20 protein-coding genes and 1 pseudogene are annotated in these 24849 nt (G+C 43.2%); 14 read left to right on the forward strand and 7 right to left on the reverse strand.

Going from position 1 to position 24849, the window contains the following annotated elements; translation table 11 throughout:
- The first annotated feature begins 66 nt into the window (after nt 1–66).
- Nucleotides 67–1320 carry a helix-turn-helix domain-containing protein gene (locus ACIFSR_RS07645; RefSeq protein WP_430056374.1) on the forward strand — a complete coding sequence of 418 codons (1254 nt, stop codon included), beginning with the start codon at nt 67–69 and terminating at the stop codon, nt 1318–1320.
- A gap of 34 nt (nt 1321–1354) precedes the next feature.
- Here ACIFSR_RS07645 and ACIFSR_RS07650 read toward each other — a convergent pair whose 3' ends face one another.
- Complete coding sequence (locus ACIFSR_RS07650) at nt 1355–1903, reverse strand: hypothetical protein (RefSeq protein WP_430056377.1); 549 nt, start codon at nt 1901–1903, stop codon at nt 1355–1357.
- A gap of 175 nt (nt 1904–2078) precedes the next feature.
- A complete protein-coding gene (locus tag ACIFSR_RS07655; RefSeq protein WP_430056379.1) occupies nt 2079–2690 on the reverse strand; it encodes a TetR/AcrR family transcriptional regulator in 612 nt (203 codons plus the stop codon).
- 229 nt (nt 2691–2919) lie between these two features.
- Here ACIFSR_RS07655 and ACIFSR_RS07660 point away from each other — a divergent pair, with 229 nt between their 5' ends.
- A complete protein-coding gene (locus tag ACIFSR_RS07660) occupies nt 2920–4419 on the forward strand; it encodes a DHA2 family efflux MFS transporter permease subunit (RefSeq protein ID WP_339205727.1) in 1500 nt (499 codons plus the stop codon).
- Nucleotides 4420–4541: 122 nt separating this feature from the next.
- Here the strand turns inward: ACIFSR_RS07660 and ACIFSR_RS07665 are convergent, their stop codons facing one another.
- On the reverse strand, nt 4542–5144 hold the full coding sequence (locus tag ACIFSR_RS07665) for a TetR/AcrR family transcriptional regulator (protein ID WP_430056382.1): 603 nt from the start codon (nt 5142–5144) through the stop codon (nt 4542–4544).
- Between the two features lie 136 nt (nt 5145–5280).
- On the opposite strand from ACIFSR_RS07665, the gene ACIFSR_RS07670 reads away from it, so the two are divergent.
- Together ACIFSR_RS07670 and ACIFSR_RS07675 are read left to right on the forward strand one after the other, a co-directional pair.
- Nucleotides 5281–6543: an MFS transporter gene (locus tag ACIFSR_RS07670; protein WP_430056384.1), complete on the forward strand. Its 1263-nt coding sequence runs from the start codon at nt 5281–5283 to the stop codon at nt 6541–6543.
- Nucleotides 6544–6629: 86 nt separating this feature from the next.
- The gene (locus tag ACIFSR_RS07675) at nt 6630–7214 is read left to right on the forward strand and encodes a Crp/Fnr family transcriptional regulator (RefSeq protein WP_430056387.1); all 585 of its coding nucleotides are present in this window, start codon (nt 6630–6632) and stop codon (nt 7212–7214) included.
- A gap of 5 nt (nt 7215–7219) precedes the next feature.
- Here the strand turns inward: ACIFSR_RS07675 and ACIFSR_RS07680 are convergent, their stop codons facing one another.
- Nucleotides 7220–7942 (reverse strand): DUF4386 domain-containing protein, encoded by a 723-nt coding sequence (locus tag ACIFSR_RS07680; protein ID WP_430056390.1) that lies wholly within the window; start codon nt 7940–7942, stop codon nt 7220–7222.
- A 97-nt stretch (nt 7943–8039) separates the two neighbouring features.
- Here ACIFSR_RS07680 and ACIFSR_RS07685 point away from each other — a divergent pair, with 97 nt between their 5' ends.
- The 4 genes from ACIFSR_RS07685 (at nt 8040) to ACIFSR_RS07700 (ending at nt 11406) form a co-directional block, all read left to right on the forward strand.
- Entirely contained in the window at nt 8040–8990 is a 951-nt protein-coding gene (locus ACIFSR_RS07685; RefSeq protein WP_430056392.1) for an alpha/beta hydrolase, read from the forward strand.
- A 258-nt stretch (nt 8991–9248) separates the two neighbouring features.
- On the forward strand, nt 9249–10058 hold the full coding sequence (locus ACIFSR_RS07690; RefSeq protein WP_339205718.1) for an SDR family NAD(P)-dependent oxidoreductase: 810 nt from the start codon (nt 9249–9251) through the stop codon (nt 10056–10058).
- A gap of 125 nt (nt 10059–10183) precedes the next feature.
- Nucleotides 10184–10918 (forward strand): SDR family NAD(P)-dependent oxidoreductase, encoded by a 735-nt coding sequence (locus ACIFSR_RS07695; protein WP_339205716.1) that lies wholly within the window; start codon nt 10184–10186, stop codon nt 10916–10918.
- 68 nt (nt 10919–10986) lie between these two features.
- Nucleotides 10987–11406, forward strand: coding sequence for a MarR family winged helix-turn-helix transcriptional regulator (locus tag ACIFSR_RS07700; RefSeq protein WP_339205714.1), 420 nt, complete (start codon nt 10987–10989; stop codon nt 11404–11406).
- A gap of 147 nt (nt 11407–11553) precedes the next feature.
- Here the strand turns inward: ACIFSR_RS07700 and ACIFSR_RS07705 are convergent, their stop codons facing one another.
- Nucleotides 11554–13803, reverse strand: coding sequence for an S-layer homology domain-containing protein (locus tag ACIFSR_RS07705; RefSeq protein WP_430056396.1), 2250 nt, complete (start codon nt 13801–13803; stop codon nt 11554–11556).
- A 75-nt stretch (nt 13804–13878) separates the two neighbouring features.
- Nucleotides 13879–14283 (reverse strand): hypothetical protein, encoded by a 405-nt coding sequence (locus tag ACIFSR_RS07710; RefSeq protein ID WP_430056398.1) that lies wholly within the window; start codon nt 14281–14283, stop codon nt 13879–13881.
- Between the two features lie 284 nt (nt 14284–14567).
- Here ACIFSR_RS07710 and ACIFSR_RS07715 point away from each other — a divergent pair.
- The 5 genes and pseudogenes from ACIFSR_RS07715 (at nt 14568) to ACIFSR_RS07735 (ending at nt 21067) form a co-directional block, all read left to right on the forward strand.
- Nucleotides 14568–15467 (forward strand): annotated as a pseudogene (locus tag ACIFSR_RS07715) (3-hydroxyacyl-CoA dehydrogenase).
- Nucleotides 15468–15991: 524 nt separating this feature from the next.
- Entirely contained in the window at nt 15992–18406 is a 2415-nt protein-coding gene (helD, locus tag ACIFSR_RS07720; RefSeq protein WP_430057056.1) for an RNA polymerase recycling motor HelD, read from the forward strand.
- 96 nt (nt 18407–18502) lie between these two features.
- The gene (locus ACIFSR_RS07725) at nt 18503–18730 is read left to right on the forward strand and encodes an RNA polymerase sigma factor (RefSeq protein WP_430056400.1); all 228 of its coding nucleotides are present in this window, start codon (nt 18503–18505) and stop codon (nt 18728–18730) included.
- A gap of 33 nt (nt 18731–18763) precedes the next feature.
- Complete coding sequence (locus ACIFSR_RS07730) at nt 18764–20077, forward strand: DUF1835 domain-containing protein (protein WP_430056403.1); 1314 nt, start codon at nt 18764–18766, stop codon at nt 20075–20077.
- A 45-nt stretch (nt 20078–20122) separates the two neighbouring features.
- Nucleotides 20123–21067: a hypothetical protein gene (locus ACIFSR_RS07735; RefSeq protein WP_430056406.1), complete on the forward strand. Its 945-nt coding sequence runs from the start codon at nt 20123–20125 to the stop codon at nt 21065–21067.
- Between the two features lie 81 nt (nt 21068–21148).
- Here the strand turns inward: ACIFSR_RS07735 and ACIFSR_RS07740 are convergent, their stop codons facing one another.
- Nucleotides 21149–21550, reverse strand: coding sequence for a RidA family protein (locus tag ACIFSR_RS07740; protein WP_430056408.1), 402 nt, complete (start codon nt 21548–21550; stop codon nt 21149–21151).
- 470 nt (nt 21551–22020) lie between these two features.
- On the opposite strand from ACIFSR_RS07740, the gene ACIFSR_RS07745 reads away from it, so the two are divergent.
- On the forward strand, nt 22021–24807 hold the full coding sequence (locus ACIFSR_RS07745) for a glycoside hydrolase family 3 C-terminal domain-containing protein (protein ID WP_430056411.1): 2787 nt from the start codon (nt 22021–22023) through the stop codon (nt 24805–24807).
- The last annotated feature ends 42 nt before the right edge of the window (nt 24808–24849 follow it).

Raw genomic sequence — 24849 nt, forward strand, 5'->3', positions numbered from 1 at the left:
TCAACGATTTGTAGTACTTTCTTATCATCTTCTTTTTAACCTTAATCGTACCCTATGGAGGTTCGTATGAATAAGCTCTCTGAGCTGGTTGTTTTTGGCCAGCTTCTCTCTGATGTGATTGGAATCCCTATATTTATCATTCATCCGGGTCGGACAATTGAAGCGGAGTTTGTAGACCGTTCGCTTCAGTCTAATCCTTACTTTACGTCCATTCGTGAACAGGTGGCGGGCTACGCTTATGCACTTTATGCTGCAGAGCAGCCGGTTCATTTTACCCGATCACGGCTCCAATATTTTTTTGTGAATGCGATGGATGAGAACCAGCTTACTGGCACGCTTGTCGTCGGTCCGTACATGAATGAGAAGCCGCAAGAGGGTGAATGGAACGAGACAATAAGCTCCCTCCCCATTGGTAACCGGAGGCATTTATTGGAGTTGTATGAGGAGATTGCGCTGCTCTCCACGGAGCGCATAGCCGTATTTAGCCGAATGATTTATTATGTGCTTCGCAGGCAGCTCGTTGATTCGTCGATCAGTCTTCTAGCGGATGCAATGTCGATGCAGGAACCGGTTGTGGAGAAGAGAGAGCCGGAAGCTGAGCTGTCGCGAAGACGTCGAAACGGTATGCTGCACGCCAACCTGTCGCATGAGCGTGTCATGCTGCATTATGTGCGTAGCGGAGAGCGGGAGAGAATAAGAACATTCGTCATGGAATCCATCATTGCCGAGGACGAGTTTGGCGTGCTGGCCAAGCGGAGCAGGATTCGAAGTGAGAAGAACTTGATGATTACGGGAATCGCCCTGATTTGCCGAGCTGCAATTGAAGGAGGAATGCACGAGGAGGATGCGTTTACGCTGAGTGATTTCTATATTCAGCAGCTGGAGGAGAAGGATACGCTGCAAGCGATAAGCGCCATCATGACCGAGGTACTGTTCGACTTTGTTGACCGGGTCTCGGAGGTTCGCCGGGGTCACTACTCACCCGCAATACAGGATAGTCTTCACGAAATCGCTAACCATTTATACGGTGACATTACTCTTGAACGGCTAGCCGAGAGTGCGAATCTTAGCCCCAACTACTTGTCGAGCTTGTTCAAGAAGGAGGTTGGACTTACCATTTCCGAATATGTCCAGCGTGAACGGATTGAGGAAGCGAAGAGGCTGCTCACACTGACCGATTATCCGATTACCGATATCGCAGCATGGCTGAACTTCAACGATCAAAGCTATTTCAACAAGGTATTTAAAAAATGGAATGGAATGTCTCCGAAGGCATATCGGAAGAGTGAACGGCGTCCGGCGCAAAAATATTCGGAATGAAGGCATTGAAGTTTATCAAAAGAAAGGTTCCTGGTCAGTGCTCTATTTTTAATTTGATTTTCTGTATCGCTTTTTTAAGTGGAATGCGGTCAAATGCTTCGTTCATTATCTGCTTGCTTTTGCCGGTTGCATGCTTGGCGTCATATCGTACCTTGCTCCTTGGGTCGATGGATAGAAAGTATTGATTGCGTGCTCCGACCATGGCATACACATCATCCCCGTACGATTGAATTTCAGGTTGAAGGAACAAGATTAGCTGTTCCTCTATTGTGTCTTCCAGACCCATTACTTTCAATTTTCGATTCATTAGAATGGAGCTGCCCTTAATGACGTGTGTGACTTCAACTTCAGTTAAAGTCCCAGGAACATATTTCTCCGCTAGATTTTCATTATTTCCCGTCTTTCGAACTTCAATGATGGATTCCGCATCGGTGACCATCTCTTCCAGCGAGAAATAATCTGTCATCATGAGCTGCGAGTTATCATTGGAAGTAGAGTCCAATGGTCGATTTTCTTTATTGGAGCAGCTCGCGCAGATGACACAAACAAGTACAAGCAGCGTACAAAAGATATATTTTCTCATAGGCGATTCGATAACCCCTTCATAAAATCCCCCCACCTATTCCCAATATTTAACGAACTCAAGTGGATAATAGCATTACTTAGACGGTGATCATGAACTTATAACAAGCGGAGAAAATGGAATAACAGAATTGCAATGGAGGGACCTCTGGGAAGAGCGTCCCTCTTTTAATAAGTTATTCCAGATCTACGAGCTGGTCCGTATTTTGATGCAAACGGAACAGCTGAGAGAGCTGCTTGGCGAGAAAAAGCGGCGTATAAGGCATATCATTGCGAAGCCAGCAGACAATTGTACCAATAAAGGCGGAGGAGCCGTACCAGATTGCAATATCTTTTGATACGATTACGGCCGGTTTAGATGAGGAGTTGTTTTGGTACTCTCTTCTGCTAGTGATAAGATCAACAATTAAATTCGAAAGCTTATCCGTGAAGATCGGTATGCGCTGCGAAGCGAGCAGAACCTTATAAAACTTAGAGTTCTCAGCAATATGCTCGAGCACTTTAAGCAGAATGGACCAATCCAAATCAGTAGAACGAGGCTGATTTCGAATGTCATGAAGAATAGTATGTATTTCATTAATCATATCGTCTGATAATCTCTCAAGCATTTCCGGAATATCTCGGTAATGAAGATAGAAAGTAACACGATTGATGGTCGCGCGTTCCGCAATACGATTCACAGTTATTTTTTCTAGATCAATCTCCTGCAGCAAATCTACAAAGGCATCTCGAATCAATTGACGCGTGCGAAGTACACGTGGATCCATTCGCGGTGATGTAGTTGACATAGGTACTCATTTCCTTTCCCTACAAATTATTTAAACGACAAGAACAGATATTTATGTAGTTTATTCTCGGTATAGACGACAGAATCTGATGATCTGTAAACTAATAAACATTTTCAAAAAATCTGTAGTTTGTAAATTAGGCGCGATGTAATTATAATCTTTTACATTGAGTTTATTATACTACAAAGTGTTTATTAAATTCACGAACAATTTGAAGGGATTGAACATCATGAGTACAAGTTTAGCTTTTGACAGTAATTCAATTAAGAAAGGTCCCTTATTGTTTGTCATGATACTGGGTGCGTTCATCGCAGTTCTGAATCAGACGATAATGAGCGTTGCGCTGCCGGAGTTGATGATTGACTTTAGCATTGAGGCGTCTACAGCGCAGTGGCTGACAACCGGATACATGCTGGTTAACGGGGTACTTATTCCAATCACTGCATTCCTCATGCAGCGTTTTACGACCCGTGAGCTGTTTCAGTCTTCCATGATCATTTTTCTCGTCGGTACGATTGTTTCGGCAGTTGCGCCTAACTTCGACATTTTGCTAACTGGCCGCCTTATTCAAGCAGCTGGAGCGGGGATTATTATGCCTCTGTTAATGAATGTTATTCTGACCGTATTTCCTCCTGATAAGCGCGGAGCTGCCATGGGTATGGTTGGATTGTCTATTATCTTTGCTCCTGCAATTGGACCTGCAGTCGCTGGTTATGTCATGGAGCATTATTCATGGCGTACGATGTTTTATGGCATGCTTCCAATTGTCGTCCTCATTATTGTAGTTGCTTATATTTTCCTGAAAAATGTAGCTGAACGAACCTATCCTAAAATTGATTTTTTGAGTGTCATTCTGTCAACAGTCGGATTTGGTACCGTTCTTTATGGCTTCAGCAGTGCTGGAAGCAAAGGCTGGTCAAGCGCGGAAGTGATTGCATCGATTGTTATTGGTGTGGTTTCCTTGATTTTGTTTACATGGAGACAGCTGATTTCGAAGGATCCGCTTCTGGATCTAAGAGCGTTTAAATACAGCATGTTTTCTCTTACCACCATTATTAATATTGCTGTAACCATGGTCATGTATGCAGATATGATGCTGCTCCCACTCTATTTGCAAAGCGCACGTGGATACACCGCTTTGGAGTCAGGCTTGCTTATGCTCCCTGGCGCGCTTCTAATGGGACTAATGATGCCGATAACAGGAAAGCTATTCGACCGGTTTGGAGCAAAATGGCTGTCCATCATCGGTATGGCTATTACGATCATCACAACCATCGGCTTCGTTAATCTAACCGATTCGACTAGCTATACGTATTTAGTGCTGATGTCCACAGGACGACGCTTCGGTATGGCAATGTTCCTGATGCCAATCACTACGGCGGGTCTCAACCAACTGCCAGCAAGACTAAATGCGCACGGTACTGCAATATCCAACACCATCAAGCAGGTAGCTGGCGCAATAGGTACTTCTCTGCTTGTTACGGTTATGGCTAGCCGGACAAAGGCGCATCTTCTAGATATGTCTGCAGCAGGCGACGCGGCTAATTTTTCGAAGGAGCATATTATGATGGAGGCTTCTATTCAAGGTATTAATGATGCATATCTTGTCATCATTGGAATCGGAGTAGTAGGTCTGGTGCTTTCCTTCTTCATTAAACGTGTGGGGCAAGCCGAGGAAGTAGAAGAAACTAAAATAGCTCTGAACCGAAAAACAGCTGTTGAGGCGTAGGAAGAGAAAAAAGTATGAAATAGGAATGACGGCAGTCAATTTTCCTAAATGTTTACTCATTATGAATTATTAAAAAGAGCCTCGTGACTACTCACGAGGCTCTTTTTTTAGCTTGAGCTCATCTAACTGGGTTCGCGTAAGCACGCTGTTTTTAAATGAGCAGCAAAGCTCTTAATATTCATCCGGATATGCCGATTATTGCCTTCAAGCTTGCTCATCATAATACCACCCTGCATGATGGAAAGGGAGAAGGTAGCCAGCGCCTCTATATCAAGGTCTGCTTTAAATTCACCGCTTTGCACACCATCGAAAATGATTTTTTTCTTGGCTTCCAACGTACCTTGCATTGCTTGCTGGGCTTTCTCGCGTAGGCCTGGATGACTGTCGTCGCTTTCAATAGCGGTGTTTAGGAGCGGGCAGCCCCCGATGAAGGGAGGCGCGTCAACGACTTTCTCGTATACATGTAAATATGCCAGCAGCTTGCCAGAGGCTGTTTCCTGCTGACTGATTGCATGAGCAAGCTGAGCCCCAACAATACGCCCGGCATAACTAAAGGCTTCATATGCAATCTCATCTTTACTGGAAAAATGACGATAAATGCCGCCTTTCTTAATGCCTGTCAACTCTGTTATATCAGATAAGGATGAGCCCGAATATCCCTTTTGGTTAAAAAGTTCAGCGGCTTTCGTTATGATGTAATGGCGTGTCTTTTCACCTTTCTCCATCGTCATCCCCCCGTACGTAACTGTATTTGTACACGTAGTATATCAAACGAATTTGCACTCTTGCAAAACATAACATCTATGTTATCATAAAAGATACCGAACGGTATCTTTTGTGAGCGGCAGGGGTGAAACGATAATGGGCACAACATGGTTTAAGGAATCCAGCTATGCATGGATTGGATTAGGGTCTCTTTGGATTATTGGATTTATTGGTGCATTGACCAGGTTCAGCATGTCTTTTTTTCAGGTGCAAATAGCAATGGATTTACAGATTAGCAGGGGATTTATTTCGATGGCATGGTCGACTAATTTATTAATTACAGCGATATGCGCTCCTTTGGGTGGCTGGCTTGTAGATCGTTACGGTGCAAAAAGGATATTGTTTATAAGTGCAGTCTTGAGTACCTTGGGTACTGGCGTTGTCGTGTTAGGGAACCAGCCTATCTTGTTTTTCATTGGATATGGTGTTATCTCTGGTTTAGCTGGTATTGGGCTGACGACAAGTTATATATTGATGTTTGAATGGTTTAAGCATCATCGTGCTAAAGCAATGGCACTGCTGGGGAGTGCTTCCTCTGTAGGATTAGCGATTATTACACCAATTTTCGTATCCGCGGGATGGCTGACTTGGAAGGATGCTTTTATGGCTTCTTTTGCTCTAGGAATTGTTGTGACATTACCTGTTATTTGGCTTGGAATTAAGAGCTCTCAACAGCAAAATATAAATAAAGCTCAAAAGGATCGTCCAGTAGTGATCGAGGAGCATGATATGCTGCTTAAAGTAACAACATCACCCAAGAAATTTGTCTATCTTCCTATCTTTGTCGTTGTCGCTATTGCACTGTTCACCTGCGGTATTAATATGGGTTCCGTCGAAATGAACTTGGTAGCTATACATCAGTTGGCAGATGTGTCACCAAGCATGATCGCCTTATCCATGAGTATACTTGGCATTATGGAAATTACGGGGGCTCTCATTTGCGGCTATTTTCTAGATCGATACAATAAATTAATGATGATGACCATATTGTATGGCATACGTATTTTGGGTTTTGTTTTCCTCTTTATGCACTTGGGAAGCTCACCCATTGTATTTGCAATCGCGTTCGGAATTACTTACTTAACCGCAGTACCGGGAGGAATCCTTGTCATTAATGAATTTGCAAAAGGAAAAGGAAAACATACGGGAGTCCTTCTTCTATTCCATCAGGGAGGCGGTATAGTGGGAGCATTAATTGGAGGCTTATCTTTCGATTATTTTGGGAGTTATCAGAACCTGATTGTTGTTGACATTCTAATCTGTATCCTCGTAACGCTGGGGTACTTCATATTATTTACGGCCTATAAACGGAAGCTTCGAATCCCCAATAATAAGGTTGCAGCAAGCGAGGCGCTTTGACTTATTTTAAGGGCAGGTGCGCTTTAAAATTGGCTTTCTAGATGATATGCTGAACCGTAAAGCGGTACTGATGAAAGGATAACGAAATGAAAAGCATATTGTTTAAGTATATGACTAAATTTACGTCTCTTAGCGATGAGGAACAACAGGCTATCGTTGATGACATCCTTATCGAGGAATATAAAAAGGGAACGATACTCCTTAGACAAGGAGATGTTCCCACAAAGTGTTATTTCGTGCTGAAGGGCATTGTCAGACAGTACTTAATAGATGAAGCGGGAAAAGAGGTTACATCGAATTTTTTCACAGAAGAGCAAGCCGTATCGATTTTTAATCGTCATCAGCAAAATAAGCCGTCCGCGTACACCTTAACTTGCCTTGAAGATTGTATATTGGTGGTTGGGGAGCTCAATGATGAAAAAGGCATGTTCAATAAACACTTACAACTCGAATCAATGGTACGCATAATGGTAGAAGAAAATCTGGGTGAGGTGCAAGATGAGTTGACATCATTCATTGCTTCTGCACCTGAAGAACGCTACAAAGCGCTTTTGCGAAAAAGGCCTCATCTCGTCGATCGTGTACCCCAACATCAATTGGCAAGCTATCTTGGCATAACGCCAGAGTCATTAAGCAGAATCAAGAAACGGGTCAACACCAGCGATAGTTAAGGAAGCTATCTTTCACTTTTGAGAAGTTTTCCTCCTCTGAGCAGCAGCCAAATTCCAAAGCCTAGCTCTCCTGCAATCATTGGCACCATAAATACGACATTAAGTACATCAATTACCCCATCGTATTGTGAAAGAAATGTTTTGCTAAGGTGAACGACGATATAGCCTATTGAAGCAAGCAGCAATAAAATGCTGATCACTTTAGGAATACGGTTTGATTTTAAAGCCACATAGCCCACAATGAACAAATGCCCGCCAAAAACGATCAAACCAATAGACCAAATCGATTGGAATGCCTCAAGAAATAGCATCATAAGTGATTGCGTTTGTTCGATGTTGAATGAGACCAACTGGTCTGTATTTTTCGAGAGCAGCAATACAAGGATCAAGTTTAAAATGGCAATTCCGAGTATAGTCGTATAGGTAAGACGGAGCCATGCACCTAGCAAGGAAAGGCTTTTATTCAATGGCTCTAGGAACACATAAAAAGCCCAGGTGACAAGAATGTCAGAAATCATAATGATGACCCAGCCAAAGATTTCACCTTTGAAAAGGTTATTTGATGATACGATGTTGTTGAATGTCGCGCTGGCATCGCCTTCCATAACAAGGCTCCCATGGACAAAGCCATAGGAAAAAAATGAGGCAAGAGTCATGATGATAAGTGAAATGCCAGCCGTTAAAGCGGCAGTTCGCTGATTTGATTTTTCTTGTACGGTGATAGTCATAAGATAGCCTCCTATAGATCCTGTATTGTTTTCATTTTAACTAGGAGGAATATGACTGGTCATTGACTTAAATCAAGGAAGAGGGATTTTTAAATTCATGAATACGCCTCAAACCTATAATCAATCGGTGGATTACTGGAAGCAATATCAGAAGTTTTTTCCTGAAGAAATGCAAATAAATGAAAACGGATTGCCACAAGAAGAATGGATGATATATAGCAATGTTCATATTCATCTGGATCGAATGCCTGCCCCGGATGCAAAATTAAAAATTATTTTCATCCATGGCGCTGGCGGGAATGGAAGATTGCTGGCTCCGTATGCACGAATATTACAAACATACGGTTATGAAGTGGTATCTCCGGATCTGCCGCCGTATGGCTTAAGCTATGCAAAATCGGTAAAACAATTAGATTATCAGCTTTGGATTGACATCCTTACGGCATTGATTAATGAGGAATTGAAGCGGGACGGTAAACCGATTATCTTGCTGGGTACTAGTATTGGAGGCATGTTAGCTTATCACACCGCTGTACAGAGTAAGCAAGTAAAAGGATTAATTGCAACAACATTTGTTGATACGAGTGATTCCAGCGTTCGTGATCAATTAGCTCCTAACAAACTCATTAGCCGGTTGGGGAAATTTTTGATGGACAGTTTTCCTAAGCTGTTGGATTCCTTACATATCTCTGTTAATCGTGTATCTCGTATGAAATTAATTACGAACAATGTCGAATTGACCAAGCTTATTATGAATGATGCTCATGCCGCAGGCACGAAGATCCCTTTGCGCTTATTAAGAACGTTCTTAAATATGAAACCGGCAATAAAACCTGAGCATTTTGATGTTTGTCCGGTTTTGCTCGTCCATCCTCAATTGGATCCTATGACTCCGTATAGCTTCAGCAAACCATTTTTTGAAAAAATAAAAAGTAAAAAGGATTATGTAGCTTTAGAAGGGGCAGGCCATTTTCCAATTGAACAGCCGGGGCTAGAGCAGATGAATGCTGCGGTGCTTTCTTTTTTGAAAACAATAGAGAACGAATAATAAGTAGAACAACTACTCATATCGACTTAAAAAAAGCCCTTTTGTAGAATGCAAAAGGGCTGATATGCGTTCATAGGCTTTATGATTTTATCGTGTGGCGCTTGTCCCTATTTTCTTGCGTATTTTCGATACCAAATTGTACCCTTGCACGACAATAATTAATTTGATAATATTTAGACATCAAATAGTTAGATGTCTAAATATTATGCAACCATATTACTTTATCGTGAGTGTCTCTAAGGAAGGGGTTTGCGAATAATGGGAAGAATGAACGAGAAAGTGGCGCTTATCACTGGAGGAGCTTCAGGCATAGGCTTGTCCGCAGCTAACTTGATGGCAAAAGAGGGAGCAAAAGTAGTCATTGCAGATTTTAATGCTGAGGGGGCCAAAGAAGCTGCCGAAAATATTAAAATCCAAGGCGGCGAAGCCGCAAGCGTATTTCTTGATGCCGGGGACGAAGTGTCCATTAAGGAAGCCGTTGAATTTACGGTACAACAATATGGTAAAATCACGAGCCTGTTCAACAATGTCGGCTCGACAAACCTGAAGAAGGATATAGATATTGTTAACGTTGATCTGGATGAGTGGGATCGGCTTATGAATGTTAATTTAAAAAGTGTATTACTCGGTTGCAGATTCGCTATCCCTCATATGATCCAAGCTGGTGGAGGCTCGATTATCAATACAGCTTCTATGGCGGGTTTTCATGGAGACGCAGTTCGGGTTGCATACGGAGCTTCGAAAGCGGGTGTTATAAATCTTACCAAATATATCGCTACCCAATATGGGAAGAATAACATTCGTTGTAATGCAGTAGCACCTGGATTGATTTTGACGCCGGCTGCTAAAAATAATATGCCCTCGGAGGTATTGGATATCTTCGCTAAATATAACGCACTGCCTTATCACGGAGAACCCGATGATATTGGACATACCGTCCTGTTCCTGGCTTCAGATGAATCCAGATTTATTACTGGACAGACGATTCAGGTTGAGGGAGGGCATTATATTGCAAACCCATCCGTCCCTGATTTCGAGCAATATATGAAACTGGCACAGCATCCATAACAGCTGCAGCTTGCGACTGAAGCGGCTAGCCAAAGTATGCTGACATGAATAATAGAAATTCGCTATGCGGTATTAATGATAGGAACAAATAACAGATCAATCAAATTACGTTAGGAGAATGCGATATGAGGAAATTGGACAATAAAGTAGCAATCATTACGGGTGGGGCATCGGGTATAGGCGAACACATGGTTAATCTGTTTGCACAAGAAGGTGCTATCGTTATTGCCGCAGACATTAATGAGGCAGCTCTTGAATTGGCAAGTCAAAAACAGAATGTTTACGGAATGAAATTGAATGTTGCCTCTGATGATGATTGGCAGGCGCTGGCAAAGGATGTTCATGATCGTTTTGGTAAAATTGATATTCTCGTCAACAACGCTGGCATTTCTTCTGAAAAACCATACGAGCAAATCAATATCGAGGATTGGCAGAAAATGCTCTCCATTAATGGGTTTGGACCATTTGCCGGGATGAAGCATGTCACTCCCTATATGGCAGCCCAAAAGAAAGGCTCCATCGTTAATATTTCTTCGTACACGGCTTTGATCGGCCAAGGCTTTAATCACTATTCAGCCTCTAAGGGTGCGGTTCGCGCGATCTCTAAAGCGGCGGCTACAGCTTTTGGCCGTCAAGGCATTCGGGTGAACGCACTATTTCCTGGGATCATCGAAACACCAATGACACAAGCTTTGAGTACCTCAAAGGACCTGTTAGACCGCTTAATCCAGGCCACACCTCTACAGCGTTTAGGCCAACCTGACGATATTGCCCAAGCAGCGTTGTTCTTAGCTTCTGATGATTCTTCGTATATTACAGGATCTGAGTTAGTAATTGATGGTGGATACTCAGCTCAATAATGTGTAATATGATGACAGCCCTTAATTTTAATTAAGGGCTGTCATTTATGTGCACCAAGGAGGTCTTTATGGAAGAGCAAACCATCTTCAATCTCATACATAACATGGATAAATTCACCAATAAAATGATTATTCAGTGGAACAAGTCATTCAATGAGGACTTAGGTGTTTCTCATGTGCTTGTGCTCGGCCATCTTAAACAAAACGGAAAGAGCAGGCCGTCGGACATTGCAAAAATATTAGGGCTTACCCCGCCTACGCTTAGTTATTTATCGGAAAAACTTGTCGCCAAGAAATTAGTCGTCAGATTAATGGATGAGTCTGATCGTCGAATTATTTATTTGGGCATTACCGACAAAGGCGCAGATATTCTTAAAAGAGCACAGCTGGAGGGACAAAGGCTGCGTACAAATTTATTAGATAAATTGACCGAGCAGGAGCGGGAGCAGCTAGCCAACCTGTATAGTAAGCTGAATAAAGAGGACTAGATTTTCTGTATACGCACGATTGTGGTTGCAGTGAATAGTACTGGTGTTTGTTAAAAAGAGGATAGGTAAAGCTTTGCAAGCTGCCTATTATTTAAAACATGCCTAAGACTGTCCAAAGGACGGTCTTAGGCATGTTCTCGTTTATGCTTATTTCTTTAATTGAAGCAAATTGATAATGATCGTTACTGCTTCGGCTCTTGTTGCCGTATCATTAGGTACAAATAGGTTGCCGCTGCGTCCGCTTACGATTCCCAATTCCTTCACAGCTGCTACTGCACCTTTTGCCCATGCTGGAATTTGGCTGTCATCAGAAAAATTTGTCACTGTAGCAGCTGTTGTATCTGCTTTAGCTGCTCTAGCCATCATAACCGCTAATTCTGACCGAGAGATGCTCGCTGCTGGACGGAAGCTGCCGTCTTCATAGCCATTTACAATCTTTGCTTCGGTTGCTTGTGCAATGGCCTTCTGAGCCCATTCTGCAATGGGATCTGTGAAGTTCAGTATTGTACCATTGTCGGCAGGTTTTAGCGCATTCATCAGCATAACTGCGAATTCAGCGCGTGTTACCGTAGCATTTGGCTTAAACGTTCCGTCGCTATAACCTTTGACGATCCCTTTGCTTACCGCTTGTTTAATCTGAGCTTCCGCCCAATGTCCTGTAGTATCACTAAAGCTGGATGAGTCTGTTACTGGCAATCCTGTTGCTTGGTCTACAACGAGTACAGCATACTTCGTAAAGTGATCGACCTCTACAGCAATATGGCTGCCGTTAATTTTACCGCCATTAACCTTCACCCATTCCTTCTTCACTTCATCAAAGTAGAAGATTGCGACCGTTTGATTACTGTTCAATTTGGCTGAATCGAATGCAAACGTCAAAGTAACCGGTTTATTGAAATTTTCAGGAAAGTTTTTTAGAACCTCATAGATCGAGCTCGCGAGAATCTCATTTTTGCTAAGCAGATTTTGAGAATTCAATACTTTCTCGATCGATAATTTTAGCTCCTTGCTACTAGCACTGGCTGGAATGGTTATAACGAGCTCATTGTCCAATCTAACCTCGCCGGCTCTTCCAATAGGAAGCGTAAGGCTCCCATTCGTGGAGATGACTGGTTCGGAGCTGCTGTTTGAACCACCGCCGTTATTTCCATTGTTTACTGAACCATTGTCTTGAGCAGCTCTTGTTATCGTTGCTGTATATTTAGTTCCAGTGCCGTCCTGAGCAATGACGAATAGTTCAATCCGATTGCTGTCTACGTTAAGGGGAAGCTCACTGCTTGTTTCTCCATTTGCTAAGCTAATCGGACCTGCTACAAGTACATTGGCACTATTGTATACACTTGCTGTTACAGTGCCATACGTTGAATCACTGACCGTAGCTGATATGGTAATGCTGGACAACGAGTTAGGCACATTGCCTGTATAGGCATATACATTTTCGCTTACCGTTTGATCTAATGTCACCTTGCTTAAGGTTAATGTTTTCAAGCTTGCACTAGAGCTCAGTGTTCTAAAATCAACTTCATTACCGTAGCTTACTCCAATTTCATTTATCACATATGCACGTGCATAATAGATTGTAGCGGATTGAAGTCCTGTGAGATGAACAGAAAAGGCTTCTGCCCCATCTAATTCAGCTGCGGATTTTCCATCTATTACAGTAGGATTCGGATGAGTGGAGTATACGATTCCCCGTTCTGTCACCTCGCCGCCGCCATTTGAAATTACTGTTCCTCCTGCGACAGCCGACATAGAGTTAATTTGACTCACCTCTAGGTCTGTTTCAACCGTTGCAGGCTCAATAGAGGAAGCTACAAAACGGTAAGTATTGGAGTAAGTTTTATAACCCTCGTCATTCTTAGCTGCAACTTTCCAATAGTAGGTTGCTCCGTCGTCTAACTCTATTTCGAATTCCTTCATATTTAATTCATTTTCTTCAATATCGCTCAAGCTGTCCCAATAATTAAATTCCGGATCAGTTGATAAAATAAATTCATAAGAAACGGCAGCAGCAGAAGTCTCCCACTGGAAAATTGGAGATAGGGGAGCGAATGTACCATCTGCTGGACCTATAAGCTTGGTATAACCCGGAAACAATTCATTATTCAATAAAATTGGCTCATACTGAGCGTGACGAATCATTGTATAGCTGCCTTGATCATCCGGAATAAATTGAATGGCTTGCTTCTCGGATAAGCTCTTCTCTCTCAGAGAATACGTTACATAGTCGCCTATTTCACTTTCTTGTATCCCGATTAGGGCCTCAGAGCCAAATGGTTCATTAGCTAAACGTTCTGCATCATAAGGTAAGTGGATGGCCATAAGATTAGGGTATTGCAGTTGAATAACATTAGTAGATTCATATAAGATGACTTGGAAGGTTCCGAAGGGGTTCATATTAGAGTTGCAACAAAAGCGCATATTCGTATATTGTAATACAAATTTCCGATAGGGTGCTTCTCCAATCGTTTTTTAGAGGACTGTACTATCCAGCTCTAGCGAAAGATCAGCAAAAAAAGCTGTAATATAATGATTTGGACTCGCTAAAGGCAGTTCTTCTAAGCTTTCAGGTATCCCGTAATCATAGGTAGGATTGTTGAACATGAGCAGGCCGTTGGTATTAGTATAAACCTGTTCATTTTTTGTCCCGTAGAAATCAAACGAAAATCCAATTGGAATAGCACCGGACACACCATCATCCAATTCATCAAACTCTATCTTGGTTGCATCCTCATAAATGGACTCAATAGGCTGATTTGCTGGAAATGCACTAGCAGCGTAAGCTTCTGAAGCATGTAGGGTAGACCCCCAGCTTACCATAACCGCAAAAGCTAAACCTAGCAATAAACCTTTACGTATGTTCTTGACTATCCGCACGTTTTATTTCCCCTTTTCCCTTTTCAACATGATTGGCGGCTCTAAACTTGCGTAGTTCTCCCGCATCATTTAACGCCACTATCAAATATTAAGTTATTATTCAAATGACAAATAGTGTGCATTGTCACCAGTTTTGTCATATGACAAGTTTATTTATTGCAAGGTATATGACCTTTCAGGGTTAGGGTCAGGGCTTTATTTGCATGTGCTTCCTGAGTTAGGGAATATTAAAGATCGATTAAGCATGTGCAAATATGACCTATAACAAATGAAGGAGAAGTGTTATGAACTACAGGAATATCACCGTTGCCGGCAGCGGCGTATTAGGAAGCCAAATCGCGTACCAAACGGCTTTCAAAGGATTTAATGTATCTGTATATGACATTAACGATGAGGCTCTTGAGCGTGCCAAAGAAAGAATTGTAAATTTGAAGCCGCGGTATCAAGAAGATCTTGGGGCTACGAGTGAGGAGGTAAATGCAGCTTATGATCGTATCTCGTTCAGCTCTGATTTATCACAAGCTGTTGCAGATGCTGATCTTGTCATTGAAGCCATTCCTGAGGTCGTACAAATGAAAATTGATTTCTACAAGAAGTTGGGAGAGGCTGCTCCTGCCAAAACGATTTTTGCAACAAACTCTTCAACGTTATTGCCAAGCCAATTTGCGCATGCAACAGCTCGTCCGTAAAAGTTTCTAGCGCTGCATTTTGCAAATGAGATTTGGAAAAACAATACGGCGGAAATCATGAGGCATCCGGGAACAGATATGAAGGTATTCGATGAAGTTATTGCGTTTGCGAAAGCCATCGGAATGGTTGCTTTGCCTTTACATAAAGAACAGCCAGGTTATATTTTGAATTCTTTATTAGTTCCTCTATTGGAAGCTGCGCAGCTGCTCCTAGTCAAAGAAGTTGCTGATGTAGAAACGATTGATAAAACATGGATGGTAGCAACAGGAGCACCACTAGGCCCGTTTGCCATCTTGGACGTTGTGGGCATCAATACCGCTTACAATATCGGACTTGCAAAAGCGCAGGCTACAGGTGATCAAAATTTTGAGAAAGTGGCTACGCTATTGAAGTCAGAGTATGTAGATAAAGGAAAGCTTGGAAGAGCCACCGGAGAAGGATTTTATAAATATCCGAATCCTAATTTCATTAAACCTGATTTTTTGAAAAGTTAGTTCTATATCGTTATAAAGGAAAAGGAGCTGCCCCAAGTAGATTTATCTACGCTTGGAGCAGCTCCTATTTTTTATGAAGCTTAGGCGCTTACGAACCTAGCAGGTCTTATTTTAACCAATTGTAGTGGATTAAAATTGTAACGAACCACAGAATCGTTATTTCGAGAAAAGCAGCTCATAACACGTTACAAAGCATGCAATAACGTTAATAAGATTCGTTAAAATGGAACGGAAGTCGTTTTCTGCATAATAAGCATCATACAGTTCGTTAGAGAAATGGTCTTGGGATGTTATGCGCTAAATTAAAAAGACCCCGGCAGACGCTGCCGGGGCCAACTATATAAAATAAATTGCACATAAAGAAGGACTATGTTAATATTAATGAACCACTGATCATTTTATGTAAAATTCACAGATTTATTACATCTTATCTACACTCTTATCTTATCACATGGATTTACAGTTTGTCAAATGTTCTTTTTCTTCTCCAGACCAAACTAACAAGGAGCGTGTTCAGGAGGATGATGAATGCAAAAGATTGGCAGCAAGAGCAGGAACGGTTGGATATGGTTACAAAACAGCTGCAAGCAAGTATCGCTGAGCTAGAGCCTGAAGTGGATCAGCTTCGCGATCAGGCGGCGGACATCCGCAAACGATTTTGGGAAGAGGTTACGGTCGATACGAGCACAGACGAAGATTTTGAAGAGACCTTCTTAACGATTAAGCAGCAGTCTGCGGTGTTGTCCGAACGGGAACGAAGCCACGCGCAGCTGAAGAGGCAGTGGAAGAGTATGAACCGCTTGCTGCCTTCTCCCTATTTTGGGCGTATCGACTTTCATGAGGATGGTCTTGAATCCAAGGAGCAAGTTTATATCGGCGTATCGTCCTTCGTCGATGCAGATGGTATGAGCTTCCTAGTGTATGACTGGCGTACACCCATAGCGAGTGTATACTACGACTATTCTCCAGGGGCGGTCGCTTTTGAAACACCAGGTGGGCATGTCGCTGGGAAAATGGAACTGAAGAGGCAATACCAGATCCGGGGCGGGCAGATTCAGAATTTGTTCGACTCGAGCTTAACTATAGGCGACGAACTGCTTCAGCAGGTGCTTGGCAAAGGCGCAGATGCACAGATGAAAAGTATCGTTGCAACCATTCAAAAGGAGCAAAATGAGATTATTCGCAATGACAATAGCCGAATGCTCATTGTGCAAGGAGCCGCGGGCAGCGGGAAAACCTCTGCGGCACTGCAGCGTGTGGCGTACTTGCTGTACAAACACCGCGAGAGGCTGAAAGCTGACCAAATCGTGCTTTTCTCGCCCAATCCGATGTTTAACAGCTATGTCTCCACTGTTCTTCCCGAGCTTGGCGAGGAAAATATGCAGCAGACGACCTTTCAGGAATATCTGGAATATTGGCTTGGACGGACATTTCGTCTTGAGGACCCGTTTGATCAGCTCGAATATGTGCTGACGGAAGAATCCGATCCGGGATACGAGGCGAGGATGAAGGGGATTCAATATAAGTCGTCGGAAGTTTTTCTTCAAGCTCTCCGAAGCTATGCCTTATGGCTGGGCGAGAAAGGCATGCGATTTCAGGCGATTCAGTTCCGAGATCGTGAATTAATTACCGCGGAGCAAATGAAATCGCAGTTTTACAGCTACGACCCCTCCATCCGCTTGGTCAATCGTGTCGTTTTACTGCAGGAGTGGATACTGCGTGAGCTGGTCATGTTGGAGCGTAAGGAGCGGGACGAAAGCTGGGTGGAGGAGGAGCTCAACTACCTCGATAATGATCAATATGCGGCAGCCTATCAGTTTTTGCGTAAAGACAAAGGGATCTTCGAGTTTGCAGAGCAATATGTCGAAGCCTATAACATCATGAACAATAAGCACCAGCAAGAGGACGATGTATTTGATTTTGCCCAGCAGGAGGAAGAGCTGCTGCGCCGAATGGTTGTGAAAGAAAACTTTAAACCGCTGAGGAAAAGTGTGAGACGGTTATTATTTATAGATATGGTTGGTATTTATGATCAATTGTTCAGTGATAATAACGCCTATCAGGAAATGACGAATGAAACCGTAGCGCCTAGTGATTGGACTGAAATATGCAAGCAAACGAAAGAGAAGCTGGGCAAGCTCGAATTGTTTTATGAGGATGCGACACCATACTTGTATTTAAAAGAACTCATTGAGGGTATTCGGACCAATACGGAGGTTCGGCATGTATTTGTTGATGAGGGGCAGGATTACTCGATGTTTCAGTATGAATTTCTCAAAAAGCTGTTTCCTCGTGCTCAAATGACGGTACTCGGTGATTTCGGTCAGGCGATCTTTACGCAGGCGACGAACTTGCACGAGATGGATTCGCCGCTTATAAGGCTTTATGGCGAAGGAGAAACGAAACGCTTCTTTCTCGTTCGCAGTTATCGCTCCACCCGAGAAATTGTGGAATTTACAAGGTTGTTGCTGCCATACGGGAAGACGATTGTACCCTTCGAAAGAGGTGGCAAGAAGCCGCTACTCTTTAAGGCGGATAGCAGTGAGAAACGAGTGGAAAGAATCGCGGCAGATCTCGCAGCGCTTCAAGCGGAAGGCTTCGAATCCATCGCTGTCATTACGAAGACAGCTTCTGAGAGCAGCGATGCCTACGAAGCGTTGACAGACGTAGGCTCTCAGGCGCTTCGGCTCATAACGAAGAAGACGCCTACCTTCGAGAATGGAGTGCATGTCATTCCTGCGTATCTTGCCAAGGGAGTGGAATTCGATGCCGTATTGATCTACGATGCTTCTTCGCAGACCTATCAACGGGAGAGCGAACGCAAGCTTTTCTATACCGCATGCACACGTGCGATGCACCAGCTTATCCTCTACACGACAGGAGATTGGACGCCTTATATTCAAGCTGTTGATAGTTCCTTGTATGATTTGGAGCAATAAGGGGCTGCTGTTATTTGCAGTGCAAAAAACCTAAACCCGTAACCTTTGAGAAATCCGTTGGCACTTCTATATAATACGGAAGAAAGGAGCGGGAGCATGCTTCAGTATATTGAAGACGCAAAACAAGGGGATCGGCAAGCTTTTGAATCTATTGTCCGGCACTATACGGCAATGGCAAACGCGGTTGCGTACGAGAAGCTGCACGATTTTCAACTAGCGGAAGATGCAGTGCAAGAAGCATTCACTGAAGCCTTTCTGCATTTAAATAAACTGCGAGTAGGAGAAGCATTTCCGGGATGGTTCAAAGCTATTGTGATACGGTAATGTTATCGTATTACGCGTAGAAAGCATCATCCCATGGTGCCTTACGAGGAAGTTGCGCAATCGGCAGAGGCTCAAATTAGTGTCTCTGATATTATTGAGAAAAGAGAGCTGCAGCAGTCCGTTCATGATTCTATAGCTTTATTAACACCGAATATGAGAATTGCGGTTCAATTGTTCTATATTCAAGGGTATTCTCTTCAAGAAATTTCGAGCTTTGTGGGCACTTCGGTTCCGATATTAAAGAAGCGGCTCTTTGATGCTCGTCGTAAATTGAAGGGTGCTCTGCCAGTAGCCGATTTGATCTCTGTATATCATCATTTGTATGTAGGAGGAAAAGGTGTGCTTCATATTGTAAACGGAGATTCAGTAGCAGAGAAGCTGCGGCAAGGCATTGTGCAGGGCGAGATTTTAGTATGGCGGGAAGTGTACCCTCATGGTCCTGTGTTTTTAGATTCTGCTACATTAGACAATCGTTCTAGACGATCACAATATTTGGAACAAACAATGGGAATCCCTCGCTCTGAGTTTGTTCAGGGTAGTGAAGCGCAGGAGAAAGTGTTGGCTGATTTTCATAAATATGAGGAAATTGTGTTGTGGTTTGAGCATGATTTGTTCGATCAGACGATGCTGTGCTATTTGCTCCATTGGTTCTCAGAGCAGCCTTTGCTGAAAACAAAGCTGAGCTTATTGTGCATCGGGGAATATCCGGGAATTGAACTGTTTCGCGGGTTGGGACAGCTTTCTCGGGAGCAAATGGAGACGTTATCGGGAACTTGGAAATCGATTGGGGCAGAAGAGCTGGAATTAGGCCGAGCGTTTTGGCAAGCCTATACGTCACAGAATCCACAACAGCTGCAGAGATTGTTAAGTCAAGATACATCCGTGCTGCCGTTTGCGCAAGAAGCATTCCAATTTCATTTATCGCGTTTCCCATCTATACAAAATGGTCTCGGCATCGCAGAGCAGACAACACTTGCGATGATCCAGAATGGAATAAATGGTCCATATGAATTATTTCAGCATGTTGGAAACAAACTCAACGCCTTGGGTATGGGTGATCTGCAATACTGGCATATTTTAAAGGAAATGTCTCGAGATCCGTATTCATTAATACAAATCGACGGATTACAGACGATCCCGTCTTATCTTGATTCATCGATATCATTCCGCGATTGTATCGTTACGTTAACCGAATTCGGAAAAAAGGTATTGGATGGAAAAGAGGACTGGATCGCGAATAAAGGAATAGATGAGTGGTATGGCGGAGTGCATTTGCAGGGATATACTCCGCGGTGGCGCTGGAATACAATCGAACAAAAGATTATTGAGCTAGGCGCAGAAACGTGACCTTATTTAAAAGATAAAGTTTATGCCTAAAGGTGGGGTGGGGAGATGGACAATCGTATCCTAGAAAGAGGCCTATCGATCATATCGCAGTGCAAGGTTCGAACGGGTGATATATGGGAGGCGCATTTCGGTGCGGCAGCAATCGCAAGCTATTTTTTCGTGAAAGAAAACCTGATGCCAGCCGAGACGTCAGCTCGAATTGCAGCAGAATCAGATGTGATGCTTCGCAGTCGAGCGTACGAGCATATCGCTCGCAGCGGAGGAGAGCTGGATGCCGAAACTGCCGAAAAACAAATTCTAGCTGCTCTACTGCCAACAATGGATGGGCTCCACTGGGTCGGACACAATGTTATCTATGCAGCTATCAGTTTGATGGCGATCAGAGAACTTGACGGTTGGGGACATGCGGATGATATTGAAGGCATTTCAAGCTTGATTGCATCTTTTAATAAAACCATTCCCGGAAGGTCATGGCTAGGGTATTCGGCATCGGACGTGAAGCGGCTGGAAGTGGCAGAGAGCGATCGGTTTCCTGCTATTCAAAATGCAGAGCAGCTATCCGAATTCATCATAAATGAACTCTCGTCTTTTCAAACCATTTACAGATCAGAGGCTCACCATGATTTAATTGGACATATGCTAACTTTTTCGCAAGCATTAACGATTTTGCATGAGCTTGGTCATGTCGAATATTTTCTGAAAGGCATTCCCTCTCTTCAAAAGCTGGTTAAAGTTCTTCGAACGAGCCATGACATAAATCTGGACAATCCGCCCAAGTTGCTGTCCCCCGTAGACCGCTGGCCTCTTCCATTGGCATGTCGATCGGAGTGGCTTCCGGTGGAGGATGAATATTGGATAAAGAGCTTTCAACACGTGGACTGGGATTTCGGACATACCTTTAAGTTTCCATACAGCTTTTATAATCATATGAACCGGCTTGCTGCTCCTAATGCTCAAGCAGTGGAGAACTTTCGATACATTGTGGGGTAACGAGTTGGCAAAAAAATATAAAAAACGAGCCTTTAGAATTTCTTCTAAGGCTCGTTATGCGTTGAGGAAAGTATGGGATATTTAACCAGCAGCCCAAACATCTAATTCAATTTTTAACTCGGGCAACCCCAATCCTTTAATATACGCAATCGTCATGGAGGGAGGCGTGGCACCGAATACTTGATCCCAAATGCCATAGAAATGATCCCAATCTATCTCTTCCGTCGCCCAAATGTTGATTTTGATGACATGATCAGGAGACAATCCTTGCGAAGCTAGAATTTCAACAATATTGTTCATTGTATTGGTTACCTGCTGATTAAAATCTGCAGGGATCGTATCGTTCTTATCTATGCCAATCTGACCAGAAAACACGTACATCTCAGCGTTTCTGCTTATTTTGGTTACATGACTATAGCTTCCAACCGGCTTCGCTATGTTTTCTGGATTAGATCTTTTGATGACATGATTATTTAAGCTCATAATGTGCAAGTCTCCTTATAAATAGAAAATATATAACGAGGATTCGTTTTATATTTTCGCTGTATTTTAACTTCTCTTGATTTACGACAGACTTATCCCGTCATCATCAATTTTAGAAAAAGACAGCAGTTGAATACCCAATACCAGAGGATAAGGATTTGAGTGATCTCTTTTTCATTAGGTATTCCTCCTTCATATTTATAAGTAAAATAACTTACAACAGAATAATAGCATTAACGGAGGAGAATTAATAGTAAAACGAATCGACTATGTGTAGAGGCAGCAGTAAGTGCTGTTAACTTTGCTTTTTTACAAGCTGTGCTTGTATATTGTTAGTATATCTTTTATTTTTTAAAGGATTTTATAGGGAGCATACATGGGTTCGTGAAAACTAGAAATGTAGAAAGAGAATAAATACTTTTCTATCGAACCAGCCATATGTGTGGAATAGACAACCGGGAGGAAACAAAATGAGTACACAGAGTTTGGGAGTTCCATTAGAAGGTTTTGCTGAATTTAGTCGAACCGTAGCTGCAGAAGGCGCGGTACTTTTAAAAAATGAAGGACAAGTGCTTCCGCTTCGAGACGGCGAAAACGTTTCTGTTTTTGGCAGAACCCAAGTGAATTACTACCGCAGCGGTACAGGGTCAGGCGGGAGCGTCCATGTTTCTTATACAACGAATTTATTAGACGGTCTTCGCGGTAAAAAGAACCTGACCGTCAATGAAGAGCTTGCGGCTGTCTATGAAAAGTGGATTGAGCAAAATCCATTCGATAATGGCGGCGGCGGCTGGGCTGCTGAGCCATGGCACCAGAAGGAAATGCCTTTAACTGATGAACTTGTTTCGGGCGCAAGAGCTAAATCGAGTAAGGCGATCATTGTGATCGGACGTACGGCGGGAGAAGATCAGGATAATGCCGATGCACCGGGAAGCTATCAGTTAACGTCGGACGAGAAAGCGATGCTGAAGCAGGTAACAGCTTATTTCGAGCAAACCATTGTGGTGCTGAATGTATCAAACATTATTGATATGAGCTGGATGAACGATGAAAGTTATGTGCACCCCATTTCAAGTGCAATCTACTCTTGGCAGGGCGGCATGGAAGGCGGTAACGCCATTGCCGATGTTCTGGCCGGAGAAGTGACTCCGAGCGGTAAATTGACGGATACCATTGCTTATTCCATCGATGATTATCCATCCACTCGAAACTACGGCAATGAATTTAAAAATTTTTATCAAGAGGATATCTATGTAGGCTATCGTTATTTTGAAACATTTTGCCCAGAGAAGGTTCAATATGAATTAGGATACGGGATTTCGTATACCTCCTTTAAAGTTGATTCTGAGCAAGCTAAACTGACCACTAAAGATGGGAAGAAATACGTTGAAATTGACGTAACGGTTACCAATTCAGGAGCTGACTATGCGGGTAAAGAGGTCGTGCAGGTTTATTATGAAGCACCGCAAGGGAAATTGGGACAACCGGCTAAAGCTTTGGCTGCATTCGGCAAAACCAAAGTGCTTCAAGCAGGTGAGTCAGAGCGCCTTTCAGTGAGTTTTCTTGTAGATACAATGGCATCTTATGATGATGCTGGTGTGACAGGGCATGCTTCCGCTTATGTTTTGGAAGAGGGAACGTATCGCTTTTATGTAGGAACAAGCGTTAAAAACCTTATTGCAATAAGTGTACAAGGCCAAGACGGTTACGTTGTGGAAGCTCTTCAAGTCGTAGAGCAGCTGCAAGAGGCACTGGCACCAATAGAGGGCTTTAGCAGAATGAAGCCGGGCGCTCGGAAGGAAGACGGTTCATATGAGCTGATTACGGAAGAAGTACCCACTCGCAGCGTTTCCTTAGCAGAACGAATTGAGAAGAATCTTCCTGCAACACTTAAGCAAACTGGAAACAAAGGATTTAAATTAAGAGATGTTTATGAGCAGAAGGTTGGCATGGAAGCTTTTATCGCTCAGCTTAGCGATCAAGATTTGGCTGCCATTGTCAGAGGAGAGGGCATGAGCAGCCCGCTTGTTACACCGGGTACAGCTTCGGCTTTCGGCGGAGTAAGCGACAGCTTATTTAATTACGGAATTCCGGTTGCTTGTACAGCAGATGGCCCGTCAGGTATTCGCATGGATAGTGGCCAGAAAGCGACCCAGGTTGCTATTGGTACTTTACTTGCGGCAACTTGGAATGCAGAGCTGGTCGAAGAGCTCTACGTTATGGAAGGGCAAGAATTATTAAGCAACAACGTGGATGCTCTGCTTGGGCCTGGCCTCAATATTCGCCGCAGCCCGCTGAATGGCCGCAACTTTGAATATTTTTCAGAAGATCCGCTCATTTCCGGCGTATTTGCAGCAGCATGTACTCGAGGAATTATGAAAGGCGGCTCTAATGCTACGCTGAAGCATTTTGCCTGCAACAACCAAGAAAAGCATCGCAGTAAAGTAGACGCTATCGTTTCAGAGCGCGCTCTTCGTGAAATTTATTTGAAAGGCTTTGAAATTGCGGTAAAAGAGGGCGGCGCGAATTCGATTATGACCTCCTATAATCCAATTAACGGACATTGGGCGGCTTCTAATTATGATATGAACACTACTGTGCTTCGCGGCGAATGGGGCTTTAAAGGTATTGTCATGACAGACTGGTGGGCCATCATGAACGATGTCGTCAATGGAGGAGCAGCGGATCGTAAATATACGAACTGGATGGTTCGTGCACAAAATGATCTGTATATGGTTGTTCCTAACTATGGCGCGGAAATCAATGGCTGGGATGACAATACGATTGAATCGCTGGAGAATGGAACGTTAACAAGGGGGGAGCTTCAACGCTCTGCGATGAACATTTGTGAGTTCATTATGCATGCTCCGGTATTCTCGAGAAAACAAGTCATTGAAGAGAAGGTCGATACATTCAAAGCGAGTGCATCTCTATCTCCGGAGCAAGCGCAAGCACTTTCCGAGAATGCACAAGTTAAACCAGCGTCAGCAGGATCAAGCTTTATGAAAGTGGATCAAGCTGGCCAATACCGGATTATTGTCAGCATTATGTCTCCTGAGCCTGAACTGGCTCAAAGTGCTTGCAACGTGACACTGAACGATCAATTGATGACGACCATTCAGACGAATGGGACGGAAGGCAAATGGATCAAGCAGAAGCTTGTGAAAGTCGAGCTGGAAGCAGGTTTTTATGAACTGAAGCTAGAATTCATCAAACCAGGCTTGCAAATTGAATGGATCGAATTTAAAAAAGTGTAATGCAGAATAGCTGTGCGTAATACTTACCAGAAAGAACGAGGG

Source organism: Paenibacillus sp. NRS-1760, assembly GCF_050467785.1.
Lineage (GTDB): Bacteria > Bacillota > Bacilli > Paenibacillales > Paenibacillaceae > Pristimantibacillus.